The sequence below is a fragment of the Algibacter lectus genome (assembly GCF_004368925.1).
Taxonomy (GTDB): domain Bacteria; phylum Bacteroidota; class Bacteroidia; order Flavobacteriales; family Flavobacteriaceae; genus Algibacter; species Algibacter lectus.
Window position 1 is genome coordinate 35,380 of record NZ_SORL01000001.1, and the last position, 24,812, is coordinate 60,191.

A 24,812-nucleotide genomic window follows, 5' to 3' on the forward strand; every position below is an offset into this window, starting at 1 on the left:
ACGTTTTAGTTGTGAGTGGCTTAAATTATAAGCCTTCTACTTGTCTGTCCGTATATAAAACGTAAATTTGCACCTCCAAAAAATAAACCATGACAGAATTTATAAGGAAAATCATCCCTAATGCTAAAGATGATGTTTTAGCAGGTATAACAACATCACTAGCAATGATTCCCGAAGTTGTAGCTTTCGCTTTTGTAGCGCAAATTAGCCCAATAGTAGCACTATTTGGGGCGTTTGTAATAGGTATTGTTTCTGCCATATTTGGTGGTAGACCTGGGCTTATTTCTGGAGCAGCCGGAGCTGTAGCTGTAATTTTTGTACACATGATTCAGGAAGGGCATGCTAAAGGTCTTTTATTCGATCAGCCCGTAGAAAATATGGGGTACTTTTATTTATTAGCCGCCGTAGTTTTAATGGGCGTTATCCAAATTTTAGCAGGTGTTTTTAAGCTTGGTAAGTTTGTGAGGTTAATTCCGCACCCTGTAATGCTGGGGTTTGTAAACGGTTTAGCTATTGTTATTTTTATGGCCCAACTGGGTATGTTTACTGAAAATACAAAAGATATTTTTGGACAAAACATGCGTAAAACCGAATCTAAAGAATTGGTCTATAATATAAAAGATGGTGCTGTTACAGATTTGGTTTCTAACATCGAGTTGTTTTCCATAAAGGATAAATCGGTTGTAAACGTTAACACAGGAGAAGAGGTATATATCATGTCCGATAATCAGGTTTTCGATTCGAAAACTAAGAAGGTGGTATTTAATATCCACGATAATGGCTTTTATTCAGTAAAAGATAGTGGTGTTGTAAAATCAAGATTAGAAGGTAATACACTTTACATAATGATTGGTCTTGTGTTGTTAACCATGCTAATTGTTTGGGGGTTACCAAAGTTAACCACTAAAATTCCTGCAGCTTTAACGGCTATTTTAATAGTGACTTTAATCGCTGTTTTTGGTGGTATAGAATCTATAAACGTAGGCGAATTTATTAGAGATGGAGGTGGAGCCGGATTGAATGGTTTTAATGAATTATCTAAAAACCTAAATCTAGTTGAGCTATGGAGTAACTTACCTTTTAATTTAGATACCTTAAAGTTTATTGCGCCTTATGCCTTTTTAGCAGCTTCTGTAGGATTGATTGAAACGTTAATGACGATGAATTTAGTTGATGAATTAACAGAGTCTAGAGGTGATGGAAATAAAGAATGTGTAGCACAAGGAACTGGAAACATTCTTAGTGGATTGTTTGGAGGAACTGGTGGTTGCGGTATGATTGGTCAAACCGTTATAAACGTTAATGCAGGTGGTAGAGGACGTTTGTCTGGTATCATGATGGCGTTAACCTTATTAACTTTTATTCTATTTGCAGATAAATATATAGAGCAAGTGCCAATTGCAGCCTTAGTTGGTGTAATGTTCATGATGGTTATTGAAACCTTTGCATGGTCTAGTTTTAGAATCATGAAAAAGATACCAAAGTCTGATGCTTTTGTATTAGTCATTGTTTCTGCGGTAACGGTATTCTTTGATTTAGCAATTGCTGTTTTTGTTGGAGTTATCATTTCTGCATTAGTTTTTGCTTGGGAAAATGCTAAGAAAATTAGAGCTAGAAAACGTGTTTCTGAAGATGGAAAGGTGAAAACCTACGAAATTTGGGGACCATTATTTTTTGGTTCTATACAAGCGTTTAATGATAAGTTTGATGTTAAAACAGACCCAGAACAAGTTGAGATTGATTTTATCGAATCTCGTGTTAGTGATCATTCTGCAATAGAAGCTATTTTTAATTTAGTTGAAAAATATAAAGCTGAAGGAAAATCTATTAAACTGAAACACTTAAGTGATGATTGTAAACTTCTTTTATACAAATCGAATCCTAAGTTTAGAGAGGTTGTAGTTGAAGATATAGACGATCCGCGTTATCATTTAGCGGCAAATCCTGAAGCTTTTCCAAAAGGATTAGGAGAATATAAATTTTAGATTAAGTATTATAAATTAAGCAGCTTTTAGTTTTTTATATTCTAACCGTTTTGGTCTGTCTCTAGAAAATTAAAAGCTGTTTTTTTGTGCCAAATTTTCTGAGATTAATACTTATAAAATAGCCTTCGGAAGAATTTTACGAGTCCAAGTTTTTAAGCGTTTGTAGTTGCTAACTTCAGAATCTGGATTGAAATCTAAAGTTGTTTCCCAAGAGTTTTCGGGTTTAAATTCGATTTCCATACCTTTTAAAACACCTTTAGATATTTTTTCAGAATCAACAATTACAATACATTCTGTATTTAAATTAGCGCTTCTTGGGTCTAGGTTAAACGTACCAATTACAGTAGTTTTATTATCAATAACCATCGATTTAGCGTGCAGACCAAAGGTTGGTTTGTAGTCTAGTTTTTCTTGTAATTCCCCAGTCATTATATTCGATCGTTCTTCTGCATCTGGGCGAAACTCAAAAATACGAACGCCTGTTTCAAGTAGTTTTTTTCGATCAGTTTGGTAACTACTAAATGCTTCAACATTATCGGTAGAAGCGAGGCTGTTAGTTAAAATACGAACGCTAACACCACGGTCTACGGCTTTTTTAAACAAACTTCGACTAAGATCGGAAGTAATTAAATACGGCGTTTGTATATCTATGGAGGTTTCTGCTTTTTTAACTAAATCTATTAAAGCATCGGTAGAAAGTCCACCTGCAGATAAGTTATAAGCTTCATCGTTTTTTCCGGGTAAATCGGAAATAAAATGAACATCGTCTAGCCAAACAAAGTCTTTGGAGTTTTTGATGTTGTTAAATGTTTCCGGAAGGTTTTCAATACGTTCGCGCACTTGCGGCCAAAAGTTTTCTGGATTGCAAGCATATTCGTGTAGTTTATCAAAAGTGGTTTCCGAATATACTTTTTCAGTATCGCTTTTAATTATTGTAGTTACATCTTGACTTAGTTCACTATTCCAAAACATTTCAAAAGACGATTTTACATTTTTCGCTTCTTTCCCTAATAAAAGAATATCACGATCTCTAAAATTGTATTCGTGGTCGTAATCAAAATATTCATTGGCTATATTTCTACCGCCAGTAATAACCACTTTATTATCTACAATAAAGGTTTTATTATGCATACGTTGGTTGGCACCTTTAAAATCGGTTGATAGTTTTCCTATCTTCTGAAAAATGTTTTTACCTAAATTAATACCTGGATTATAGATTTTAACCGAAATATTCTCATGTGAGTTAAAGGTTAAAATATCTTCAATTTCAGCATCAACCATAATGTCATCTACTAAAATTCGGACTTTAACACCACGATCTGCTGCGCGTACTAAGTAATCGCAGGCAATAAGGCCGATGTTATCGGTAGAGAATATAAAGTATTGTATATCTATTGTTTTTTCGGCATACTCGGTTAACCATGCTCGAGCTACCATAGAACCACTACCATCTTCTAAAACATAAACACCTGTTTTATCCTCCATTAAAGGTGCTACATCTTCAAGAGCAGTAGATAGTGTAAAACTATCGTCACGATGGATATTTGAACAAAAATCTGTGATAATAGTTGCGGTGTTATGGTCTTTACAAGACGCTAAAGTGAAACATATTAAGATACAATAAATTTGGAATTTCAAAGAAAATAGATTTTGTAAAGCGTTATTTAATACGCACTGTGTCGGGAACTAATTTGGTGTAATCACCATTGTTTCTAATAACATCTCGAACAATAGATGAGGCAATGTATGATGTTTTTGCAGCAGTTAATAGGAAAACAGTTTCAATAGGAGCAAGGTCTCTATTGGTATGAGCAATGGCTTTTTCGAATTCGAAATCTGCTGGATTTCTCAGCCCACGTAAAATAAATTCAACACCAATTTCTTGGCAAAAATGTACCGTTAAACCTTCGTAAGTCACCACTTTTACTTTAGGTTCGTCTGCAAAGGTATTTTCAATAAATGCTTTTCTTTCTTCTAGAGTAAACATATATTTTTTGTCGGCATTAACGCCAATAGCCACAATAATTTCATCAAAAAGTGTAACGCCACGTTTTATAATATCGTAGTGTCCTAAAGTTATCGGGTCGAATGATCCTGGAAAAATAGCTCGTTTCATTAAGTTGGTTTTCTTCCTAAGAAATTATAGGAAATGTTTAATTGATTAGTAAAGATACAAATCTAAAATTCAAGTTTTAATTGGGCTTTTATTTCATAGATTTATAAAAGCCCAAATATGTTATGGAGTTTGTTATTTTAGAGCTTCTTCAATAGCGCTATCAAACAAATCACTTAAACTAATTCCGGCTGCAGCTGCTTGCTGTGGCAAAATGCTTTCTCGTGTTAAGCCTGGAATGGTATTCATTTCTAATAAATGGGGTTCACCATCTTTAAAAATATACTCGCTACGGCTAAAACCTTTCATTTTTAAAACCTGATAAACCTTTTTTGCAAGCGCATTTACTTGGTCTTCTTGGTATTTTGTTAGTCGGGCGGGGGTTATTTCTTGCGATTTACCTAAATATTTAGCTTCATAATCAAAAAAATCATTTTCACTTACAATTTCGGTGATAGGCAATACTTTTACTTCACCTCTATAGGTAATTACTCCAACCGATACTTCTGTGCCATCTAAAAAAGACTCTATAATAATTTCATCATCTTCCTTAAAAGCAACATCTATAGATGGTTGTAAATCGGCTTTGGTATGCGCTTTAGAAACTCCAAAACTACTACCAGCCTTATTGGCTTTTACAAAGCAAGGTAAGCCTACTTTAGCAATAATATCATCTTCATTTATAACATCGCCTTTGTTTACAAAATAAGATTCTGCAGTCTTAATTCCGTACGGTTTCAGTACGCTTAAACAATCACGTTTATTAAATGTAACACCTGCTTGATACATGTTACAACTGGTCTGTGGCATGTTTAGCAACTCAAAATAACCTTGCATTAAACCATCTTCTCCGGGAGAACCATGTATGGCATTAAACACACAATCGAAAGTAGTTTTACTTCCGTTTACGGTAACCGAAAAATCGTTTTTATCTACAGGGTATTCGTCATTATTAGTATCGACATAAACCCACTTATCTTTGAAAATATGAATTCTAAAAGCGTTGTATTTTGTTTTATCAAGCGATTCAAAAACCACATTTCCGCTGGTTAAAGAAATTTTGTATTCGCTAGAATAGCCTCCCATTATTATGGCAATATTTTTTTTCATTTGTATGTGTTTATGCTTTCCGCGAAAGCGAAAAAATCTTTATTCCGTCTAAAACCAATAATAAAACGTAATTATTGATAGTTATTATTAGTAAAGCTAAAATATCATATAAAATGCAAAAGAAAAAACAGTTCTGTTTTTATATCTTTGCCTAATCATAAAAATTATACATGAGCATTATTAAATTTCTTGTTAGCAAAACATTTTTCAAGCAATTAGCATTGGCTATCGTTGCAATTGTAGTACTTTGTTTCATTATGTTGAAATGGTTAAACGTATCTACAAACCATGGTGAATTTGAAACTGTACCAGATTTAAAAGGAAAGTCTATCAATGTGGCCGAAATTGAGTTGGGAGAGAATAACTTAGTGATGCAAATTCAAGATTCGGCAAACTTTAACCCGAATTATCCAAAGTTTTCGGTAATAGAGCAAGAGCCACAATCGGGAACACAAGTAAAAGAAAACAGAAAAATATATTTAACATTAAACCCATCGGGATACCGTAAAATAGAGGTTCCAGATTTAAAAGAGCGCACGTACCGCCAAGCCAAACCAACTTTAGAAGCCTTAGGTTTTAAAGTGGGTAAACTAACTTACGAAAACAATATTGCAGAAGATATGGTTTTACGTATGACGTATAAAGGCAAAACCATCGAACCTAGCGATAAGTTAGAGAAAACTTCGGTTATCGATTTGGTTTTAGGTAACGGCAACAGACCTTAATTATGGACGCATACACACCCCAATTACCCGACGAAGATAATCTTTACGAGCACCATGCATTTACTGTAGATAAAGGGCAAACACCGCTTAGAATCGATAAGTATTTAATGAACTTTGTTGAGAATGCCACCCGAAATAAAATTCAGGCAGCAGCAAAAAATGGTAGCATTTTTGTTAACGATGTACCTGTTAAATCAAATTATAAAGTAAAACCTTTTGATGCCATTCGTGTACTTTTCACGCACCCACCATTCGAGAATTTATTGGTAGGTGAAGATATTGATATTGATGTGGTTTATGAAGACGACGATTTACTAGTTGTTAATAAAGCACCTGGTATGGTTGTACACCCAGGGCACGGTAATTATTCTGGCACTTTAATAAATGCCTTAATACATCGTTTTGATAATTTACCAAACAACTCTAGTGAGCGCCCAGGTTTGGTGCACCGTATAGATAAAGATACAAGCGGACTTTTAGTGGTTGCCAAAACCGAAGAAGCGATGGCACATTTATCACTTCAGTTTGCTAATAAAACCAGCGAGCGCGAGTATGTTGCTATTGTTTGGGGTAATGTAAAAGAAGATAGCGGAACCGTAGAAGGTAATATTGGTAGACACCCTAAAAACCGTTTGCAAAACACGGTGTTCTTTGGTGACGATGAAGATAAAGGTAAACCAGCCGTAACCCATTACAGCGTTTTAGAGCGCCTAGGTTACGTTACTTTACTGTCTTGTAAATTAGAAACTGGACGTACGCATCAAATTCGTGTACACATGAAACATATTGGGCATACCTTGTTTAACGACGAGCGTTATGGCGGCGAAAAAGTACTAAAAGGAACCACTTTTACAAAATATAAGCAGTTTGTAGATAACTGCTTTAAAGTATTACCAAGACAAGCTCTACACGCTAAAACATTAGGATTTGTACACCCAACAACTGGTGAATTTATGAGATTTGATTCTGAGATTCCAGAAGATATGCAACAATGTATCGAAAAATGGAAAGTATATTCTAAACACCAAGAATTATAAGCATTTTTGCGTTACCACAAGGGGCGGGCTTTCCGCTATATCTTTTTACAAAGTATAGATAAACTTTTGGAGTAACCACATAATAAAAAAAGCCTAGACCAACCATAGTCTAGGCTTTTTTGTTTTTGCAAAAAGGATGGCGCATCAATCCCTAACGCATTATCCGCTAGGTTTTAGCTTTAACTCTAAGTGTTTACACATTAGCAGAGTTAAGTAATCCCGTTCTATACATCATTATTTGTTCTTTAATTCGAGTTTCTTGAGCCGTGGTTAACTCGTTCATCCAATCATCATCTACATAATTCATGTAGTTGTGAATAGGAGCAAAGTCATTAATATTACAAGCATTATGAGGTTTGCCTTCTTCTGGTTTTCCGTAGTTAGCACTGCTGTGGGCAGGTGTATCTTGTACGTGGTCGCCAACACCATCGCATCCACCCTGGAAAGTATGGTATAAACCTAACCAATGGCCAACTTCATGCACAGCCGTCATTCCTAAATTGTACGGTTCAGCCGATCCACCAGGTAACGATTCGTCTAGCATAACCACGCCATCGATATCAGGATCTCCCGCCAAATCGTAAGGGAATGTAGCCCAACCCAATAAACCAGCAACTAAACCACCTGTATAAAAATTAAGGTATTTGTGCGGGTCTGCACCAAGTGTAGTTTTCGCTTGGCGTTCACTTGCCGATCCGTGGCCCATGTTGTACCAGTTTACGTTGTCTATAAACTTTACTTCCTGTTCAGAGTAAGTAAACGTTAAGCCCACATTGGAGTATGCTGTGTTTAAAAGCTCAACTTGTCGTTCTCTTTGCGTTCTTGTAATCAGGCCGCGTGCACCATAAGTAATATGATGAAAACGTATTTCTATTGTTAAGTCTAAAAATAACTGACGCCTAGTTTGGTTGGCTTTAATCTCCTCATCAACACGCAGAATATCGATTGGTGTCGGAATTTTTGTAGCACAGCCTCTGCCGTATCTTATAAATTCTTCTTGATCTTTAAATTCTTTATTATTAATAAAAAAAGCCATAGTAATTGCGTGTTATATGTTTGTTATTTTCTAAAAGAAAAGAGCCTAAAAAAGGCTCTAATATGCTGACACTAAGTTAGCCGAAATTTATTACAAAGTCAAGCTTTTATTTTACCATATTTTCAGTTTAAAAAACCTCAATAATGGGTTCTTTCGCTAAAAGTGGCGTTATATTCTTTACGAAATCTAAAAAATGCTCCGATGCATTATGGATTTCAATAGCTTCTGCATTCACGTATTTTTCATGAAATAGGAATTCTGTTTCCTTATCCACTTCATTTAGTAAGCGGTATTGTAAACAACCAGCTTCAGCATTACTTTGGGCTACCATTGTTTTTGCTAGTTTTAAAAAGGCTTCTGTTTTTGATGCTTGAACACTTATTTGTGCTATAATTACTTTTTCCATAGTATAAGTTTTAAGATTTGATGTAAAAAAAAAAGCGGAACTTTCAATTGAAAATTCCGCTATAGATTTGTTTTTGTTCTATGGATTTGTAGACCATAAAGCAGCACCTTTAAGCATAGCACGTCTTGGTAATTTTAAACCAGCAACAATTAATTCTGCAAAATCTTCTGGTTGTAGAACGCTGTCTTCCGAGTCTTTAGTAGCGATGCCTAAATCTATAGACATATCAGAAGCTATGGTGCTTGGTGTTAATGTGCAAACACGAATATTGTTTTTACGAACTTCTTTCATTAAAGATTCCGACATACCAATTACAGCAAATTTTGATGCTGAATATGCCGATGTACTTGCATTTCCGCTTAAACCAGCCGTAGACGATACATTAATAATATCACCTTCATTTTTATCAATTAAATATGGTAAAACCTCTTTAGTTACATAATACATACCCATTACATTGGTTTGGATTATTTGGCTCCATTGGCTTACTTCCATATCATTAAATGTTCCAAAAGCTGCAATGCCAGCATTGTTTACTAAAATATCAACAGTACCAAGAGTATCAATAATACTTTTGATACCTGTTTTTACTTCTTCGTAATTACCAACATCAAAAACGGCATAAGTTGCTTTAACTCCAATAGTTTCTAATTCTGAAACTGTTTCTTTTAAAGCTTTTTCATTTCTACCTGTGATAGCAACGTCTATACCTTCTTTAGCAAAGGCAATTGCTGTTGCTTTTCCTAATCCACGACTACCGCCTGTTATTATTGCTTTTTTATTTTTCATGTTCTTTTTGAATATTTTATGACTCTATTTTTACTTGAAATTTGGTACATTAAAATTAAATGATTTTTTTTTAAAAGCTGTGAAACTTATATTAAAATATGATCATTTTTTTTGAGCTTATAACAAGCCAAAGCATATCATTAAATCAAGAGCTTTCAGTTTTAAAATAAATCTTTTATTGTGTTACATTTCCGTAGTATTTCTTCTTCAACCAAAAAGAAACTTTTACTAATAAAATTAATGCAGGAACTTCTACCAAAGGACCAATAACACCCGCAAATGCTTGTCCCGAATTTAAACCGAAAACAGCAATAGCAACGGCAATGGCTAGTTCAAAATTATTACCAGCCGCTGTAAATGCTACCGAGGCCGTTTTATCGTAAGTAGCGCCTGTTGCTTTCGTCACGAAAAAACCAATAATAAACATAATAGTAAAGTAGATAAGTAATGGTACTGCAATAATTAAAACATCCATTGGTATTTCTACAATAAGCTCGCCTTTTAGAGAAAACATAACCACTATAGTAAATAAAAGCGCGATTAAGGTTAACGGAGAAATAGTTGGTATAAAGGTTTCTGTATACCAAGTTTCACCTTTTAATTTTACTAAAAAGTAACGACTTAAAATGCCTAAAAGAAAAGGTACCCCTAAGTAAATAGCAACACTCTCGGCAATAGTTGCTATAGAAATATCGACAATAGCGCCTTCAAAACCAAAATAGGGAGGCAGTACCGTTATAAATAACCAAGCATAAAAACTATAAGCAAATACCTGAAAAACACTGTTTAGTGCTACTAAACCAGCCCCGTATTCGCTGCTGCCATCGGCTAAATCGTTCCAGACTAAAACCATAGCAATACAGCGTGCCAATCCAATTAAAATAAGGCCTACCATGTATTCGGGGTAGTCGTGTAAAAAAGTTATAGCCAAAACAAACATTAAAACAGGACCAATAATCCAATTTAAAAGCAGAGAAATAGACAACAGTTTTGTATTCTTAAAAACCATTGGTAATAATTTGTAATCTACTTTGGCGAGTGGAGGATACATCATTAAAATTAAACCAATAGCGATAGGAATGTTTGTTGAGCCACTACTCATATTTTCAATTAAACTCGGGAAGGTTGGTATAAAGTAACCTATACTTACGCCTATAGCCATGGCGACAAAAATCCAAAGTGTTAGATTTTTATCTAGAAAACTTAATTTTTTAGTAGACTTCATCGTTTATTTCGCTATTTGTGAAAACACATAAAATAATTCGGTTGCAATTTGTAAACTGCGTTCCTCGTATTTTTCTATTTGTTGTGGTGTGTTATCGAAAGCTTTTGGATCTTCGAATGTTACAGGAATTCGCTTTTCGGCTCCTGCTATAAACGGACATCCATTATCGGCTTGCGAGCAGGTCATTACTGCTGCAAACAAAGCTTTGGGATTAAAATCGCTATCTAGTTTTTTAGAAAACCCAATAACCGGATGTGAGTTATCAGAATATTTTATGCTATAAATTGGATTATCTGTTTCAGCTATTTTATTAATTTTAAAACCAGAATTTTCTAAAGTTTGTGCTACTACTGGAAAAAGTGCTGTGGCCTCTGTGCCTCCAGAATAACAAAACACATTTTTAATATTGAAATAGTGCGCCATAGTTTGCGCCCATATTTGCGATAAATGGCTTCGTCTTGAGTTGTGCGTACAAATAAAATTAATACGGATATCTTGTTTTGTATTTACTTTTAGTTGAATAAAATCGACTAATGGCTTTAATATTTCTTTTCTGGCATCTGATATATTTTCAACACTTAAGGTTGAAATAATTCTATCAATATCGTTATATACTGTCATAATATGTTTTGAATTTTAAGTTTAGCAACATCCACTTCCTGGTGTACAAGAATTACCTGTTTGAATGTCCGAAAATTGTAATTTTGGTTTTTCAGCTGGCACTCCACATTGATCTGGTGCTAAGCAATCGGTTTGTTTTGTGGTTAATAAAAAGTTGGTGCCATCAAATTCTAACCCGAATTTACCAATGGTTTCTGCTTGATATTCTACTTCTATTTCTAAATCTTCAATACCTAAAGTTTTTTCAGAAAGTTCAATAATATTTAATAGTTTTTCTGGATGTAACCTATGGTCGTAGTCGTTTGCATTCCAAAGTTGGAAGTTTACAACGGTTTCATTTCTAACCGTGCCACCGCAATCGATAAAATGTTTTGTTATTTTTCCAACTTCGGTAACATGAAAATGGTTTGGTACTAATTCGCCGTTTGGCAATTTAAATGCGATTTGATTTAATCGTCTTAACTCGTTTTTTATTTCTGATAGTTTCATAATTCAAATGATTTATTGTGATATTAATATTTTAACAACAATCTGTTTTAGGTAAATCTTGATTCAAAAAAGTATTCATTACAGCTTTCATTTTTGTCCAATTTTCTGGGTGTATGCAGTAACAAACACTTGTACCTTCAACATTACCTTTTATTAAGCCTAAAAGTTTTAGTTCTTTTAAATGTTGAGAAATTGTAGGCTGCGCAAGGCCTATTTCATTTACTAAATCTCCGCAAACACAGGTGTTTGTTTTAAATAAATGTTCTAAAATAGCCACACGTGCAGGATGCCCAAATGCTTTTGCAAATAATGCTATCTCGTTTTGTGAGTCGGTAAATATTTCTGTTTTAGCTAATCCCATTTTTATTAATTGTTTCATTGCGATATTACGATTAATAAACGAAACAACAAATTAGTGAGCGTTAATTTTTTAGCTATGACGCTTCTAGATAATAAAAAGAGTAGTAATGAGGTGTATCAACTAGTCTAAATTTACAGGCCTTGTTTCTGCTGTAAACAGTGTTCCATCATCAAGTGTAATAGTGAACTTAAGCGTCATGCCTTCAACTTCAATTCTTTCGTTTTTATCGGCAAATTCAATGTAAGACTTTCTAAAAGGTTTAATGTGCCTTTTGTCTTCACTACCTGTGTTTAGTAGCTTTATCCAGTTTTTAATGGAGTATCTAGTATTCATCATATCATCTCTTTCTGTATAATTTCCAGAGAGTAGTAAGTTACATTGATATATATTGAAGTTTTTTAAGTCTATAGGTTCACCTGGAGCTGTGTTAAATAATTTTACATTTGAAGTTATTGAAAAATTGGAAACAGGAGTGTGTAGTTTATCAAAAGATAAAACACATGCATTTGGTTTTCCATTTGGATTTGGTTTCGTGTCAGGTTCTGGAAACTCTAATATAGCTCTGTATTCAAAACTCTCCACCGTGGCTTGGGGGATGTCTAGAGGTTCCAAATAAGTTGCATTTGTTAATTTTAAACTTGTAATGCCTAAGAGACAGATGCCCGAATCGTCTTTACATGCAACAAATGATAATTGTAGTAAGGTTATAGTTAAAAGGATAACGTGTTTTTTCATCGATTTCGTTTCAGTTAATTAACAGAAATAGGTTTTCTATATGTTTAGAAAACCTATTAAACGAAGTTATCAATTTTTTTTAAAACACAGCGACTTCTTCTTTTGTGCTTTTTTCTAAAACGATATCCTTAACAAACTCATCAATTTGGCTTTTGGTAACATTAGGCATACAGATAATATGTGTAATATCGTCATCTGTGGCCAATTGCCATTTTCCTTTAATAGCATCTGATACTTTTGGAAATACTACAGTAATTGAACCCGGATTGGTCCAAGCTTTTATGCCTTGTTTTATAAGTTCATTTTTGCAATATTCAGCAGTTTCTAAACTATGTTGAAATCGTTTAGCTAAACCTGCTATCCCCATTTTCTTAATGGCGTACCATAAAAATAGTGGACTATGGCCGTTTCGTGAGCCGGTAATTGTTGTGTCTAGAGATCCAATGTACGATATGCCTCGAGCAATTCTATCGCGTAACGAACGCTTAGTAATAATTACTCCCGAAGGAAATGGTGAACCTATAAATTTATGTCCGCTTATAGAAATGCTGTCAGCACCATCTTTAAAATCGAAAGGGATTCGTGGTTCTATAAAAGCGCCATAAGATCCAGATAATGCTGCGTCGCAATGTATGTAGTGGTCTTGAATGGCTAATTTTTTTAAAATCTTTTTTACTTTAGAGACATCATCTTTTGCCTCCATCATGGTTGTGCCAAAAGTGGTTAATATAATGGCTGGTTTATGGCGATTAAACTGTAGGGTGTTTTCAAGATCTTCATAATCTATTTCTCCATTTTCTTGAGATCTAATCGTGATGCTTGGTATGTTTAGTAAATGAATGTTTTTCTTTACGCTGTAATGTGTAGATTCCGAAAAGTACACCATTGCTTTTGGGTACAATTCTCTGGCAAGGTATAATCCGTAAAGATTACTTTCCGATCCGCCATTGGTAACATAGCCCCAATGATTTTTTGGGTCAGCCCGAAACAGCTCAGCAAAAAACTCAACCACTTCGCATTCCATTTCGTGCGTTTGTACTTTATATGTGTTTTCTTCAAACGGATCTCCAACGTTATTAATTGGGTATTTTAGAAATTCGTTTAAACGCGAATAATCAAAATCTTGAGCAACAGGATAACCTAAAACTTTTTCTTTGTCTTTTACTAGTTGAGTTAAAAGTGAATCGATTATAAGGTCTGGATTTGTATTCATTTTTGTAAATAATTATCTAAAATGTTGGTTTCGTTTGTTCTGTAAAATTATAGTTTATAATTCATTTTTGTTATGAATGTTAAAATATTAGATAATTAAACTTAAATACTTGAAATGACAGTTTAAAATAACTATTTTGAGCTTTGATGGTTTAATAGGAAGAAAAAAAATCTAGTATGGATGATATTGATAGACGAATTTTGATGCAACTTCAAGAAAATTCGAAGCAAAATACTAAGGAAATAGCGAGTAAAGTAGGGTTGAGTGTAACACCAACTTACGAGCGAATTAAAAAGTTAGAACAGCAAGAGGTTGTGAAATCTTATGTGGCTTTGTTGGATAGAACTAAAATTGGGAAAACGCTTATTGCATTCTGCCAAGTTACCTTATTGAAGCATCAAAAAGCATTGGCTGATAATTTTAATAATTCAATGCTTTTACTGCCTGAAATTATGGAATGCCATCGGGTTTCTGGAAATTACGATTACTTGTTAAAAGTTGTAGTAGGCGATATTACCGAGTTTCATGAGTTTATTAATGAAAAATTATCTACAGTAGAAGGGATCTCTACAATACATAGTTCGTTTTTATTGAATTCGGTAAAAGACAATACGGCTTATAACTTGCAGTTATAGTTTTTGGTTATGAGTGTTTGTAGTGTTGATAATATTTGTTTATTTTAAGATAAGTTTTATCATTCTAAACCGGTAGTAAATATCAGTTTACTCAATTATCTTTGAGGTATGAAAATTGAAGAAATCACTTTATTCACTAACCAAATTGAAAAACAAAAGTTGTTTTACCAAGAGGTTGTGGACTTCGATTTAGTTTTTGATTCCGAAGAAAAGATAACCTTTAAAACCGGTAAAAGTCTTTTGAGTTTTGAATATAAAGAGACGGTGAATTCGGCACATTTTGCTTTCAATATTCCATCGAACAAAATTGATGAGGCTTTATTATGGTTGCAAAAGCGTGTTGCTATTTTACCAGATGGTGAAAACTTGATTTCTAATTTTGAAAGTTGGAATGCAAAAGCTATTTATTTCTATGATGCCGATAAGAATATTGTAGAGTTTATAGCGAGAAAGGATTTAAATCAAAATTCTGTCGAGCAATTTACAGCAAAAGAAATTATTTCAATAAGTGAAATTGCTATGGTTACTACAAATCTTTCTCCCTTGTATGAAGCGATTTCTAGAATAAAGCCTATTTCTATTTTCGATGGAAATATTAATCGGTTTTGTGCTATAGGTAATCATGATGGCTTGTTTATTTTAATTGATAAAACCGTTAAAACTTGGCATCCAACAGGTGAGTCTGTGCATACGGCAGATTTTATGATTAAAGGCGATTACAACTTTAAGTATATAGCCGGAGAAGTCTTATCAACTTAAAGAAATATTGTAAATTAGAGGTTTAAAAAAATATAATAATTAATAAAAATATCCTCGTGTATTGAGGTTAAATATAAAGACATGAAATTAGTAATATCACCAGCAAAATCGTTGGATCTGGAAACAGAATTACCAACAAAAACATATACAGAAGGGGCGTTTTTAAAGCAAGCAGATCGCTTAAATAAAGTGCTTAAAAAGAAATCTGCAAAAAACTTATCTGAGCTTATGAGTATTTCTGCAACGCTTGGGGAGCTAAACTACGAGCGCAATCAAGATTGGGAATTACCCTTTACCGCAGAAAATGCACGACCAGCCGTATACGCTTTTAATGGTGATGTCTATCGTGGTTTAGATGCTTATAATTTACCAGAAGAAAAAGTAACAACTATGCAAAACACGGTGCGTATACTTTCTGGATTATATGGTGTTTTAAAACCGCTAGACTTAATACAACCTTATCGTTTAGAAATGGGAACTAAATTGCCTGTTGCAAGTCATAAAAATCTTTACGAATTTTGGAAAAAAGATATTGTAAAAGCTTTAAATGAAGAGCTGGAAGATGATGAATTATTTTTAAATTTAGCAAGTAATGAGTATTTTAAGGCTATCGATAAAAAGGCTTTAAAAGTACCTGTGGTTACGGCTAACTTTAAAGAATTTAAAAATGGAGCTTATAAAATTATTTCTTTTTACGCTAAGGAAGCTCGTGGTCTAATGGCGCGCTATGTTATAGATACCAATGCACAAACCGTAGACGATTTAAAAGGGTTTAATTATGGTGGTTACGGTTTTAGTGAAGAGCTATCTAAAGACAACGATTTAATTTTTACTAGGTAAAAGGTAGGTGCGTTAAGCTTTACAAAATTTAGAAACACTAAATTTGAAGACTAAACCTTATGATAAAAATATAAATGTATTACTATCTTATTGTCGCATTTCAGGTGTATTGTATATATCACATGTACAAAAAAGGAAACTCGTTTTATTGGGTGTTTCTTATCTTTTTTGTGCCTTTAATTGGTTGTGTTATCTATTTAATTACACAAGTTTATAATAAGCGCGATGCGGAGAAAATAACAAGTGAAATAACACATATTATAAATCCAACAAAGAAAATTAAAGATTTAGAAAAGCAGTTGACGTTTTTAGAATCTTATCAAAATCGGGTAAATCTGGCCGATGCTTATTTGGCTAATAAAGATTTTAACAATGCGATGCCTCATTATCTAAAGGCTTTGCAAGATGGTTTTGAAAATGATTTTTATGTGAATAGTAAATTGGTTGAAACTTGTTTTTTAGCTGAAGATTATAATAAAGCTATTTTTTATGCAGATAAAATTAAAGATAAGTTAGAGTACAAGAAATCTAAAACACAGTTTATTTGTGGTTTAGCGCATGAAAAACTAGGCGACTTTGAAGTTGCTGAGCATAATTTACGAGAAATAGATATTCGTTATTCTTTTTATAATGAACGCTTAATTCTAGCCGAATTTTTAATAAGTCGAAATAAAAAGGAAGACGCTAAAAGTATTTTAGAAGATATTAAAAACGAATCGCAACACATGACGCGAACCAACCAAAAGTTGTATCGCGGTACAGTTGCTCAAGTTGATAAAATACTAGCACAACTCGATTAAAAGTTATTTAACTTTTGCTTTTTTTGAGATGTCTATTTGAGTTTCAATAGATGGTTTCTTTTTTATACGCGGTCTGCGTGCTCCAAAAGTCCCTCTGTTTATTTTACCTCGTTTTGTTTTTTTATCTCCTCTACCCATGTAATTTTATATTTTTTGTTATTGAAAGAATATACTGAATTTTAGCTTAAAAATCAAGTAAAACGTGTTTAAACATCAGCATCCATACCAACCTTTTATTAATAAAGATACTACAAAGCTGATAGTGGGCACATTACCGCCACCACGATTCTCAACGGGTGATCTTTTGGAGAAAGATGTAGACTTCTGTTATGGTAGTTATTACAATTCGCTTTGGTTGTACATTAATAAAATACATAATTTAGGCTTGCGTTTCGATAACTCGGAAGCGGCTATTGAAGAACGAAAGCAATTTTTGATTGCTCATAAAATAGGTGTTTGTGATATTGTAGATTGTTGCGAACGCGACAAGATTGATGCGTCGGATTTAGGAATGAAAAACATAGTTTTGCGCGATGTTGTTGGTTATTTAAAAAAGTTTCCGAATATTGATACGCTTTTGTTTACTGGTGGAAATAGTAAAAATGGACCCGAATATTTTTTCAGGAAACACATAAGAGATTATGGTTTGAAATTAGAATTGATTTCTAATGAAGTTCCTAGAATTCATAAATTTGAAATGCCTAGTGATCATATTAAATGTAAGCGTGTAGTTAAAACAGTATCGTTAACGTCGTCTTCTGGTTCTGCCAATCGTGCTATTGGGAGTATGGCGTTATACAAACAATTAAAGCAGAGTGATTCGAATTTTAATACTTTTGATTTTCGAGTGATGCAGTATCGCGAGTTTTTTTAATTTGAATGAAATTTTTAAAAGAAGTTTATTTTATAAATGACTGAAAATAGTACAGAACATAAACATTTTGCCATTTACAAACCTTACGGGTTTTTGAGTCAGTTTTACAGTAATTCTACTCAACAAAAACGTAAACGGTTTTTAGGAGAGTTGGATGATTTTCCTGAAGGCATTATGGCTATTGGTCGTTTGGATGAAAAATCGGAAGGTTTATTGTTGCTAACTACCGATGGTAAAATGAGTGATTTTGTGAATAGTCAAAAAGTTGAAAAGGAATACTACGCGCAAGTTGATGGCGACATTACAGAGGAAGCTGTTGCGAAACTACGTGCTGGTGTAGAAATTGGTTTTGATGGTAAAAAGTACCAAACCAAGCCTTGTAAGGCTTTTAAATTAGATACTATTCCAGATGTGCCGGTTGCGCAACAGAAGATAAGGGATGATAGACATGGCCCAACCACTTGGGTATCTATTACTTTAAACGAGGGAAAGTTTAGACAGGTTAGAAAAATGACTTCGGCTGTTGGATTTCCTACGTTACGATTGGTTCGTGTTCGGGTAGGAAACCTTGGTATAAATGCTATGCAAGCTGGCGATGTTATAGAGTATAGTACATTTGCCCTGCGTTAGGGATTGATGCGGCATCCTTTTTTGTGCTAGCCTTAAGCTACATTAAATAAACAATTGTTCTGTTTTGCCAATATATTGTTTAGAAGTTCTACACTTTTTAGCACAAATAAAGATATAGCGGAAAGCCCGACCCTTGGGTAACGCCCAAATATAATTACAGTTCTAACTTTTTTAATTCGGTGTAGTTTCTATTTAAACGTTTTAATAATAGGCCATAAATGAGCTTGTAAAATAACCATATTCCGAAAATAAATAGACTTGTAAATAATATTAAAAAGGCTATTATTGGTAGCATTTTTGAGCTTCCGGATGCAGCGAGTTTATTGGAAATGTCTGGGTCGTTATGTATGGCGTAATAGAACCCAACCATGATGGATGTGCCAGCCATAATGAGGTTGTATAGCACGTAGTACTTTATTACTTTTCGCGTTCTGATAATGCTTTCCATTAGTTTTTTTGCACTATCGGTTACCGAAATAGATTTATACGATTTGTAGAGCAAATAGATAAACAGAGCAATAATGGCATAACCAAAAATGGTTATTGCAACTATTACGGCATCGTTTTGATATATGGCTTCTAACTTGGCGTTGTATTCGGCAGAGCAAAAATAGGGAATGGTGTTTATGATAATCCAAAACACGAGCTCGGCTATGCTTATGTAAAAAAGAGTCTTTACAATAGAAGACGATTTTTTATGTAACATCGGGTAAATATCATTTACCGTTAGTTTTTTTTGGTTAGGTTTGGTGGTGTTCCAATCCTTTTTTAAGATATCTAATTCATCCATAGGGTTACGGATTTAATATAGTTTTAAGTTTTGTTTTTATTCTGTTCATTTTCACTCTGGCATTCACTTCACTTATTCCTAATGTGGTACTTATTTCTCTATAGTCTTTGTCTTCTAAATACAAGAAAACTAACGCTTTTTCAATGTCGTTAAGCTGGTGTACAGCTTTGTAAAGCACTTTTAATTGTTGTTCTTCGGTATCGTCGTAATCTTCGGCTTTTATTTTAAATGCTACACCTTCAAAATCTTGTGTGTTGATGGTGCGTTTAGATTTTCGGTATAAGGTGATAGCCGTGTTTAAAGCCACGCGGTACATCCATGTACTAAATTTTGCATCGCCTCGAAATTTGGGATACGCCCGCCATAACTGGATGGTTATTTCCTGAAATAAATCGTTATGGGCATCATAGTTATTGGTGTACAAACGACAAATTTTGTGCGCAATATTCTGATGCTTTTCTAGCAATTCTACAAAACTATGTTCTAGTTCTTTATTCAAAGTTGTGGGTTAGTTATTTTATAAGTAGTTTGAAATTTAAATTTGTTACAGAAAATTTAAAATATTTTTATCAGTTTATATTTTGTGATTGTAATGTGTTAATTTTTAGTGTTGTGCTTTGGTTGTTTATTGCCCGAAATATAATGTTTTAAAATAAAAACGGCTGTCTAAAATATGTTTTAGACAGCCGTTAAGGTATGTTTTATGTGTTTTACTTAGTTTACCGCAATAAGGGTAACATCAAAAATTAATACAGAACCTGCAGGGATACCGTTGTAATTAAAACTTCCGTAACCTAGGTGAGAAGGTATTAATAGTATACCGCTGCCACCTTCGTTAAAATAGGTGATGCCTTCTGTCCAACCAGGGATTACTTGGCTTAGATTGAAAGAAATCCCGTCTTCATCACTAGCATCGAAAACTGTTCCGTTGGTAAAATAACCTTTGTAGGCTACGGTTACATTATCTGATGATGTTGGTTGAACTCCTGTGCCTTGATTGTCTATAACGTAGTAAAGACCAGAATCGGTTTTTTGTGCTGATAGTTCGTTTGCTTCAATGTAAGCTAAAATTTCGGCATCGTTTTCTTCAGTGTAATCTTTGAAGGTGTTATTGCTAGTGTCATCGTTTCCACAAGATGTAAAAAGGATTAATGCAAATGCAATTAGAAATGTGTTTTTCATTTTTCTGATTTTTTTTAGTAGCAAATATAACGAGAATTATATTGTGTTTTAAAACGAAATTATAAGCGGTTTTAGTACTGTATGTTAAAAATAAAAAGCCACTTTGTTTTCACAAAGTGGCTTTTAGTATTGTTATTTTTCCGCGAAAGCGAAAAGTAATATAGCTTACTTAATCATTTCGTAGCTACGTTTAATAAAGTTTGTTAATTCTTCACCTTTTAATAAACCTTGAGAAAGGCGTGCTAAATCTAAACTTTGCGTAATTAAACGCTCTTGAGTTTCTTTAACTTCGGTTGCTAAAATATCGCTTACTAAATCTGAGTTTGTGTTAACAATAAGGTTGTACATTTCTGGCATATTACCAAACATTTGCATACCTCCGCCACCTGTAGCTTGCATTTCTTTCATTCTACGCATAAATTCTGGTTGCGTAATGGTGAATGGAGATTCGCTACTATCCATAGATTCTAACTGAACTGTGAATTTTTCTGCAGGAATCACTTCTTTTAATAAAGCATCTAGAGTTTTAGTTTGCTCTTCATCTAATTTAGAAATTGTTGTTTCGTCTTTCTTAATCAAATTATTAATATGGTCCCCATCAACACGGGCAAAAGTGATGTTCTCTTTGCTGCTTTCTAGTTTTTGTATTAAGTGAGATACAATTGGAGAATCTAACAATAAAACCTCGTAACCTTTAGCTTTAGCAGATTCGATATAGCTGTGTTGTGCATCTTTATTAGAAGCATAAAGTATAACTAGCTTGCCATCTTTATCGGTTTGATTTGCCTTAATTTTATTGAATAACTCCTCGTAAGTGTAGTGTGCACCATCTACGGTTGGGTATAATGCAAAGGCATCTGCTTTTTCGAAGAATTTATCTTCAGAAAGCATTCCGTATTCAATAACAATTTTAATATCACTCCATTTAGCTTCAAAATCTTCACGGTTTGAATTGAATAAAGATTTTAATTTATCGGCTACTTTTCTAGTAATGTAAGACGAAATCTTTTTTACAGCACCATCGGCTTGTAAGTAAGAACGCGATACGTTTAATGGAATATCTGGAGAATCGATAACACCTCGCAACATGGTTAAAAATTCTGGTACAATACCTTCTACGTTATCGGTAACGTAAACTTGGTTTTGATACAGTTGAATTTTATCTTTTTGCATTTGCATATCGTTCGACATTTTCGGGAAGTATAAAATTCCTGTTAAGTTGAACGGGTAATCTACATTTAGGTGAATGTTGAATAAAGGATCTTCAAATTGAGATGGGTATAACTCACTGTAGAAACTCTTATAATCGTCTTCTTCTAAATCAGCTGGTTGTTTTGTCCAGGCTGGAGTAGGGTTATTTATAATGTTATCAACCGTAATTTTTTTGTGAGGTTCGGTAGTTTCTTTACCGTCTTCATCTTTAGTGGTTGCAGGAGTAAACTCTGGGTCGTTTATTTCTTTAGTTCCAAATTTAATTGGCACAGGCATAAACTTGTTGTACTTAGAAAGTAATTCAGAAATTCTGTTTTCTTCTAAAAATTCTGTAGAATCTTCTGCAATATGAAGAATGATTTCTGTTCCACGGTCTGTTTTATCAGCCGTTTCTAGAGTAAATTCTGGAGAACCATCGCAAGTCCAATGTGCTGCAGGATCTTCTTCTCTGTGAGATTTTGTGATAATTTCAACTTTTTCGGCTACCATAAAAGCAGAGTAAAACCCTAAACCAAAATGACCAATAATTCCAGAATCTTTAGCAGAATCTTTATATTTATCTAAAAATTCTTCAGCTCCAGAAAAAGCAACTTGGTTAATGTATTTTTCAACCTCGTCTGCACTCATTCCTAAACCTTGATCGATAATATGAAGTTTTTTCCCTTCTTTATCAATTTTCACTTCAATTTTAGGGTTACCGTACTCAGCTTTAGATTCGCCAATACTCGTTAAGTGTTTTAATTTTAAAGTGGCGTCGGTACCGTTACTAATAAGTTCACGTAGAAAAATTTCGTGATCGCTATATAAGAATTTTTTAATAAGCGGAAAGATATTCTCTACCGATACATTAATACTTCCTTTTGTCATGATATATAATTTATTTTTTTCCCTTGAAGAAGAGAAACAGATTAATTTAAATTTTTAACTTCTGTTCTCTAATAGTCAACAAAAATGCCAATTGAAAAAATATGACAAAGTGACACGCTTTTGAGGGTATTTCATAATTCGTAATTTCTAAGTGTCAAAAAAGACTCCTTTTAAATTATTACAAAAAAATAAATTTGAAATTTGAGGAATTAACAGACTTATTGTATTTTGCCTTTCTAATCTGCCAATAACATGTACAACTCAAAAATAATAGGTTTAGGAAAATACCTTCCTGAAAACGTGGTGACAAACGACGATTTGTCAAAAATAATGGAGACCAATGATGCTTGGATTCAGGAACGAACCGGTATAAAAGAACGCCGTTGGATAAAAGATGGCACCGAAGATACCTCGGCCGTTATGGGAGCAAAAGCTGCAAAAATTGCCATAGAACGTTCTGGTCTTACCAAAGACGATATCGATTTTATAGTGTTTGCAACCCTAAGTCCAGATTATTACTTTCCTGGTTGTGGCGTGCAAATACAAGATATGCTAGATATGCCAACCATTGGCGCGCTAGATGTGCGTAACCAATGTTCTGGTTTTGTTTATGCTATTTCTGTAGCCGACCAATTTATAAAAACCGGTATGTACAAAAACATACTAGTTATAGGAGCCGAATATCACAGTAACGGACTCGATAAAACAACACGAGGCCGTAGCGTAAGTGTTATTTTTGGAGATGGAGCTGGAGCCTGTGTATTATCTCGCGAAGAAGATAACAACAAAGGAATTTTATCTACACACCTGCATAGTCAAGGTAAATATGCCGATAAACTTATTGTAGAATCACCAAGTATTGGGCATTGGGTTCCGGAGTTAAAAGAAGCCGGAGACGATGATACCTCGTATTTTCCATACATGGATGGTCAATTTGTTTTTAAAAATGCCGTAGTGCGTTTCAGTGAGGTAATCATGGAAGGTTTGGCAAAAAACAATATGCAAAAAGAAGATATCGATATGTTAATTCCGCATCAAGCCAATTTGCGTATCGCGCAGTTTATTCAGAAAAAATTTGGATTAAACGACGATCAAGTCTTTAATAATATTGAAAAATACGGAAACACAACAGCCGCATCTGTAATTATTGCCCTAACCGAAGCATGGGAAGAGGGTAAAATAAAAGAAGGCGATAATGTTGTTTTAGCGGCTTTCGGTAGTGGCTTTACATGGGCAAGTGCCATCATAAAATGGTAAAAGCCAGTAGAGTTTAAATATTTGGGCGTTTCCCTTCGGGTCAGGCTTTACATTACAAGTCCTCGCATCCCGATTTCATCAGGGATGCTGTGGGCTTTTCATTGCAATCCTTAACGCAATATCCGCTAGGGTGGGGGTTATGTTAATTTGATGTGATCTTATATCTTAGTTACCCAACATTTGAAAAAAACTGTTTTCATATTAAGTTTTATTTTTAGCACATTGATTTTTGCTCAAAATTCCGAATCATCAACTCTGTTTGAAAAAGAGTATTATGACTTAATGAATTACATTCCGAAAAATCTCAACTCTGATTCTATTTACAAACCCGACAGCAGATTACTAAAGACAGACTTTAACACTATCGGAAGTTTGAAAGGATATAATTTACTCAAAGATAATTTTCAATTTTCAGATAAAGATAGAAAATGGCTAGAAGAGAGAATTGACCAAATTGCAACTGAATTGTTTAATGATGGAAAAAGAATTTTAATTAGTGCTGTTGGAGGTTATTCAGGTTGTCCTGATAAAATGATTGATATTATTAAATTAAATAATATTGATATAACTAATTTAAAATTTTGTCATAGTTGTACTGACTCATATCGAGACGAAAACTTCATCAAAGTATTTAATAACAAAATGTATTCTTTGATGGAAATTCAACCACCGAATATAAAAACAGAATCATTCTACGGAGAATTCGAAGGTCGTGATAAAGACAAATTCGAAATGAAATTAGTCCTAAAAGACGACAGAACATTCAAATTTTGGTTAAATAAAGGACACGGCTCAGATTTCACAGAAGGTTTGTGGAAAAACAAAAGTGATAAGCTAATTTTAAACTCTAGAGCTTTAAATAAAACTGACAGTATAAGCTTTGCGTTATCTAGTGCAAGATGGATTGAATTTAATGTTTTAGAATTTCGTTTAAAAAAAGAAAAACTGATAGAATTAAATAACGGAAAACGGAAATTAAAAAAGACAATTAAAAAAAACGTTGGATAACACCGTATAAAAATAATTGCGGTTTAGTGCTTAATCAAAGGTCGTTGCGTGTTTGTAACGTCTGATTTTCCTTCGGAAAATCCTCGCATACAAACCCGCAACTATTCTTATAC

General features: G+C 33.7%; 28 protein-coding genes. 11 read left to right on the forward strand and 17 right to left on the reverse strand.

What is annotated here, in order from left to right; all coding sequences use genetic code 11:
* Positions 1–89: 89 nt before the first annotated feature.
* The gene (locus DFQ06_RS00180) at positions 90–1,985 is read left to right on the forward strand and encodes a SulP family inorganic anion transporter (protein WP_133965361.1); all 1,896 of its coding nucleotides are present in this window, start codon (positions 90–92) and stop codon (positions 1,983–1,985) included.
* A gap of 111 nt (positions 1,986–2,096) precedes the next feature.
* On the opposite strand, the gene DFQ06_RS00185 is transcribed toward DFQ06_RS00180, so the two are convergent.
* The 3 genes from DFQ06_RS00185 to DFQ06_RS00195 form a co-directional block, all read right to left on the reverse strand.
* Positions 2,097–3,623 carry a phospholipase D family protein gene (locus DFQ06_RS00185; RefSeq protein WP_052415514.1) on the reverse strand — a complete coding sequence of 509 codons (1,527 nt, stop codon included), beginning with the start codon at positions 3,621–3,623 and terminating at the stop codon, positions 2,097–2,099.
* 22 nt (positions 3,624–3,645) lie between these two features.
* The gene (gene coaD, locus DFQ06_RS00190) at positions 3,646–4,101 is read right to left on the reverse strand and encodes a pantetheine-phosphate adenylyltransferase (protein ID WP_042499954.1); all 456 of its coding nucleotides are present in this window, start codon (positions 4,099–4,101) and stop codon (positions 3,646–3,648) included.
* Between the two features lie 132 nt (positions 4,102–4,233).
* A complete protein-coding gene (locus DFQ06_RS00195; protein ID WP_042506307.1) occupies positions 4,234–5,208 on the reverse strand; it encodes a D-alanine--D-alanine ligase in 975 nt (324 codons plus the stop codon).
* Positions 5,209–5,378: 170 nt separating this feature from the next.
* On the opposite strand from DFQ06_RS00195, the gene DFQ06_RS00200 reads away from it, so the two are divergent.
* Positions 5,379–5,933, forward strand: a complete 555-nt coding sequence (locus tag DFQ06_RS00200) for a PASTA domain-containing protein (RefSeq protein ID WP_042499956.1) — start codon at positions 5,379–5,381, stop codon at positions 5,931–5,933.
* Positions 5,934–5,935: 2 nt separating this feature from the next.
* A complete protein-coding gene (locus DFQ06_RS00205; protein WP_042506308.1) occupies positions 5,936–6,970 on the forward strand; it encodes an RluA family pseudouridine synthase in 1,035 nt (344 codons plus the stop codon).
* A 193-nt stretch (positions 6,971–7,163) separates the two neighbouring features.
* On the opposite strand, the gene DFQ06_RS00210 is transcribed toward DFQ06_RS00205, so the two are convergent.
* From DFQ06_RS00210 to DFQ06_RS00250, 9 genes are all read right to left on the reverse strand, one after another.
* On the reverse strand, positions 7,164–8,006 hold the full coding sequence (locus tag DFQ06_RS00210; RefSeq protein WP_052415515.1) for a zinc metalloprotease: 843 nt from the start codon (positions 8,004–8,006) through the stop codon (positions 7,164–7,166).
* A 127-nt stretch (positions 8,007–8,133) separates the two neighbouring features.
* Positions 8,134–8,412, reverse strand: coding sequence for a putative quinol monooxygenase (locus tag DFQ06_RS00215; RefSeq protein ID WP_042499958.1), 279 nt, complete (start codon positions 8,410–8,412; stop codon positions 8,134–8,136).
* 78 nt (positions 8,413–8,490) lie between these two features.
* On the reverse strand, positions 8,491–9,201 hold the full coding sequence (locus DFQ06_RS00220; RefSeq protein ID WP_042499960.1) for a 3-ketoacyl-ACP reductase: 711 nt from the start codon (positions 9,199–9,201) through the stop codon (positions 8,491–8,493).
* A gap of 175 nt (positions 9,202–9,376) precedes the next feature.
* Positions 9,377–10,426 (reverse strand): ACR3 family arsenite efflux transporter, encoded by a 1,050-nt coding sequence (arsB, locus tag DFQ06_RS00225; RefSeq protein ID WP_074940088.1) that lies wholly within the window; start codon positions 10,424–10,426, stop codon positions 9,377–9,379.
* A gap of 3 nt (positions 10,427–10,429) precedes the next feature.
* A complete protein-coding gene (locus DFQ06_RS00230; protein ID WP_042506310.1) occupies positions 10,430–11,047 on the reverse strand; it encodes an arsenate-mycothiol transferase ArsC in 618 nt (205 codons plus the stop codon).
* A 21-nt stretch (positions 11,048–11,068) separates the two neighbouring features.
* On the reverse strand, positions 11,069–11,536 hold the full coding sequence (locus DFQ06_RS00235; protein WP_042499964.1) for a DUF6428 family protein: 468 nt from the start codon (positions 11,534–11,536) through the stop codon (positions 11,069–11,071).
* 31 nt (positions 11,537–11,567) lie between these two features.
* Positions 11,568–11,897 (reverse strand): ArsR/SmtB family transcription factor, encoded by a 330-nt coding sequence (locus DFQ06_RS00240; protein ID WP_042500076.1) that lies wholly within the window; start codon positions 11,895–11,897, stop codon positions 11,568–11,570.
* Between the two features lie 120 nt (positions 11,898–12,017).
* Positions 12,018–12,632, reverse strand: a complete 615-nt coding sequence (locus DFQ06_RS00245) for a hypothetical protein (protein ID WP_133965363.1) — start codon at positions 12,630–12,632, stop codon at positions 12,018–12,020.
* A 79-nt stretch (positions 12,633–12,711) separates the two neighbouring features.
* Positions 12,712–13,845, reverse strand: a complete 1,134-nt coding sequence (locus DFQ06_RS00250; protein WP_133965365.1) for a histidine decarboxylase — start codon at positions 13,843–13,845, stop codon at positions 12,712–12,714.
* Between the two features lie 176 nt (positions 13,846–14,021).
* Here DFQ06_RS00250 and DFQ06_RS00255 point away from each other — a divergent pair, with 176 nt between their 5' ends.
* The 4 genes from DFQ06_RS00255 (at position 14,022) to DFQ06_RS00270 (ending at position 16,879) form a co-directional block, all read left to right on the forward strand.
* Complete coding sequence (locus DFQ06_RS00255) at positions 14,022–14,480, forward strand: Lrp/AsnC family transcriptional regulator (RefSeq protein ID WP_042499976.1); 459 nt, start codon at positions 14,022–14,024, stop codon at positions 14,478–14,480.
* A 108-nt stretch (positions 14,481–14,588) separates the two neighbouring features.
* Positions 14,589–15,239, forward strand: coding sequence for a VOC family protein (locus DFQ06_RS00260; protein WP_133965367.1), 651 nt, complete (start codon positions 14,589–14,591; stop codon positions 15,237–15,239).
* An 81-nt stretch (positions 15,240–15,320) separates the two neighbouring features.
* Entirely contained in the window at positions 15,321–16,079 is a 759-nt protein-coding gene (gene yaaA / locus DFQ06_RS00265; RefSeq protein WP_042506314.1) for a peroxide stress protein YaaA, read from the forward strand.
* Between the two features lie 122 nt (positions 16,080–16,201).
* On the forward strand, positions 16,202–16,879 hold the full coding sequence (locus tag DFQ06_RS00270) for a hypothetical protein (protein ID WP_133965369.1): 678 nt from the start codon (positions 16,202–16,204) through the stop codon (positions 16,877–16,879).
* A gap of 3 nt (positions 16,880–16,882) precedes the next feature.
* Here the strand turns inward: DFQ06_RS00270 and DFQ06_RS00275 are convergent, their stop codons facing one another.
* Positions 16,883–17,017: a 30S ribosomal protein THX gene (locus DFQ06_RS00275; RefSeq protein WP_074940106.1), complete on the reverse strand. Its 135-nt coding sequence runs from the start codon at positions 17,015–17,017 to the stop codon at positions 16,883–16,885.
* A 64-nt stretch (positions 17,018–17,081) separates the two neighbouring features.
* Here DFQ06_RS00275 and DFQ06_RS00280 point away from each other — a divergent pair, with 64 nt between their 5' ends.
* Together DFQ06_RS00280 and DFQ06_RS00285 are read left to right on the forward strand one after the other, a co-directional pair.
* Entirely contained in the window at positions 17,082–17,753 is a 672-nt protein-coding gene (locus tag DFQ06_RS00280) for a uracil-DNA glycosylase family protein (protein ID WP_042506317.1), read from the forward strand.
* 36 nt (positions 17,754–17,789) lie between these two features.
* Positions 17,790–18,383, forward strand: coding sequence for a pseudouridine synthase (locus tag DFQ06_RS00285; RefSeq protein WP_133965371.1), 594 nt, complete (start codon positions 17,790–17,792; stop codon positions 18,381–18,383).
* A 154-nt stretch (positions 18,384–18,537) separates the two neighbouring features.
* Here the strand turns inward: DFQ06_RS00285 and DFQ06_RS00290 are convergent, their stop codons facing one another.
* The 4 genes from DFQ06_RS00290 to htpG all read right to left on the reverse strand — a co-directional run bounded on the left by DFQ06_RS00290 (position 18,538) and on the right by htpG (position 22,434).
* On the reverse strand, positions 18,538–19,173 hold the full coding sequence (locus DFQ06_RS00290; protein ID WP_133965373.1) for a hypothetical protein: 636 nt from the start codon (positions 19,171–19,173) through the stop codon (positions 18,538–18,540).
* Between the two features lie 4 nt (positions 19,174–19,177).
* Positions 19,178–19,672, reverse strand: a complete 495-nt coding sequence (locus DFQ06_RS00295) for an RNA polymerase sigma factor (RefSeq protein WP_042506320.1) — start codon at positions 19,670–19,672, stop codon at positions 19,178–19,180.
* A gap of 215 nt (positions 19,673–19,887) precedes the next feature.
* Entirely contained in the window at positions 19,888–20,355 is a 468-nt protein-coding gene (locus DFQ06_RS00300; RefSeq protein ID WP_074940115.1) for an FKBP-type peptidyl-prolyl cis-trans isomerase, read from the reverse strand.
* 165 nt (positions 20,356–20,520) lie between these two features.
* Complete coding sequence (htpG, locus tag DFQ06_RS00305; protein ID WP_133965375.1) at positions 20,521–22,434, reverse strand: molecular chaperone HtpG; 1,914 nt, start codon at positions 22,432–22,434, stop codon at positions 20,521–20,523.
* A 252-nt stretch (positions 22,435–22,686) separates the two neighbouring features.
* On the opposite strand from htpG, the gene DFQ06_RS00310 reads away from it, so the two are divergent.
* Complete coding sequence (locus DFQ06_RS00310; protein WP_042506324.1) at positions 22,687–23,691, forward strand: 3-oxoacyl-ACP synthase III family protein; 1,005 nt, start codon at positions 22,687–22,689, stop codon at positions 23,689–23,691.
* A gap of 180 nt (positions 23,692–23,871) precedes the next feature.
* A complete protein-coding gene (locus DFQ06_RS00315) occupies positions 23,872–24,699 on the forward strand; it encodes a hypothetical protein (RefSeq protein WP_133965377.1) in 828 nt (275 codons plus the stop codon).
* Positions 24,700–24,812 lie beyond the last annotated feature (113 nt).

Excerpts from the sequence above, each read along its gene's own strand:
- DFQ06_RS00180 (WP_133965361.1), top strand. The coding sequence starts at position 90 with ATGACAGAATTTATAAGGAAAATCATCCCTAATGCTAAAGATGATGTT.
- coaD (WP_042499954.1), bottom strand. The coding sequence starts at position 4,101 with ATGAAACGAGCTATTTTTCCAGGATCATTCGACCCGATAACTTTAGGA.
- DFQ06_RS00195 (WP_042506307.1), bottom strand. The coding sequence starts at position 5,208 with ATGAAAAAAAATATTGCCATAATAATGGGAGGCTATTCTAGCGAATAC.
- DFQ06_RS00200 (WP_042499956.1), top strand. The coding sequence starts at position 5,379 with ATGAGCATTATTAAATTTCTTGTTAGCAAAACATTTTTCAAGCAATTA.
- DFQ06_RS00205 (WP_042506308.1), top strand. The coding sequence starts at position 5,936 with ATGGACGCATACACACCCCAATTACCCGACGAAGATAATCTTTACGAG.
- DFQ06_RS00210 (WP_052415515.1), bottom strand. The coding sequence starts at position 8,006 with ATGGCTTTTTTTATTAATAATAAAGAATTTAAAGATCAAGAAGAATTT.
- DFQ06_RS00215 (WP_042499958.1), bottom strand. The coding sequence starts at position 8,412 with ATGGAAAAAGTAATTATAGCACAAATAAGTGTTCAAGCATCAAAAACA.
- DFQ06_RS00220 (WP_042499960.1), bottom strand. The coding sequence starts at position 9,201 with ATGAAAAATAAAAAAGCAATAATAACAGGCGGTAGTCGTGGATTAGGA.
- arsB (WP_074940088.1), bottom strand. The coding sequence starts at position 10,426 with ATGAAGTCTACTAAAAAATTAAGTTTTCTAGATAAAAATCTAACACTT.
- DFQ06_RS00230 (WP_042506310.1), bottom strand. The coding sequence starts at position 11,047 with ATGACAGTATATAACGATATTGATAGAATTATTTCAACCTTAAGTGTT.
- DFQ06_RS00235 (WP_042499964.1), bottom strand. The coding sequence starts at position 11,536 with ATGAAACTATCAGAAATAAAAAACGAGTTAAGACGATTAAATCAAATC.
- DFQ06_RS00240 (WP_042500076.1), bottom strand. The coding sequence starts at position 11,897 with ATGGGATTAGCTAAAACAGAAATATTTACCGACTCACAAAACGAGATA.
- DFQ06_RS00245 (WP_133965363.1), bottom strand. The coding sequence starts at position 12,632 with ATGAAAAAACACGTTATCCTTTTAACTATAACCTTACTACAATTATCA.
- DFQ06_RS00250 (WP_133965365.1), bottom strand. The coding sequence starts at position 13,845 with ATGAATACAAATCCAGACCTTATAATCGATTCACTTTTAACTCAACTA.
- DFQ06_RS00255 (WP_042499976.1), top strand. The coding sequence starts at position 14,022 with ATGGATGATATTGATAGACGAATTTTGATGCAACTTCAAGAAAATTCG.
- DFQ06_RS00260 (WP_133965367.1), top strand. The coding sequence starts at position 14,589 with ATGAAAATTGAAGAAATCACTTTATTCACTAACCAAATTGAAAAACAA.
- yaaA (WP_042506314.1), top strand. The coding sequence starts at position 15,321 with ATGAAATTAGTAATATCACCAGCAAAATCGTTGGATCTGGAAACAGAA.
- DFQ06_RS00270 (WP_133965369.1), top strand. The coding sequence starts at position 16,202 with ATGTACAAAAAAGGAAACTCGTTTTATTGGGTGTTTCTTATCTTTTTT.
- DFQ06_RS00275 (WP_074940106.1), bottom strand. The coding sequence starts at position 17,017 with ATGGGTAGAGGAGATAAAAAAACAAAACGAGGTAAAATAAACAGAGGG.
- DFQ06_RS00285 (WP_133965371.1), top strand. The coding sequence starts at position 17,790 with ATGACTGAAAATAGTACAGAACATAAACATTTTGCCATTTACAAACCT.
- DFQ06_RS00290 (WP_133965373.1), bottom strand. The coding sequence starts at position 19,173 with ATGGATGAATTAGATATCTTAAAAAAGGATTGGAACACCACCAAACCT.
- DFQ06_RS00300 (WP_074940115.1), bottom strand. The coding sequence starts at position 20,355 with ATGAAAAACACATTTCTAATTGCATTTGCATTAATCCTTTTTACATCT.
- htpG (WP_133965375.1), bottom strand. The coding sequence starts at position 22,434 with ATGACAAAAGGAAGTATTAATGTATCGGTAGAGAATATCTTTCCGCTT.
- DFQ06_RS00310 (WP_042506324.1), top strand. The coding sequence starts at position 22,687 with ATGTACAACTCAAAAATAATAGGTTTAGGAAAATACCTTCCTGAAAAC.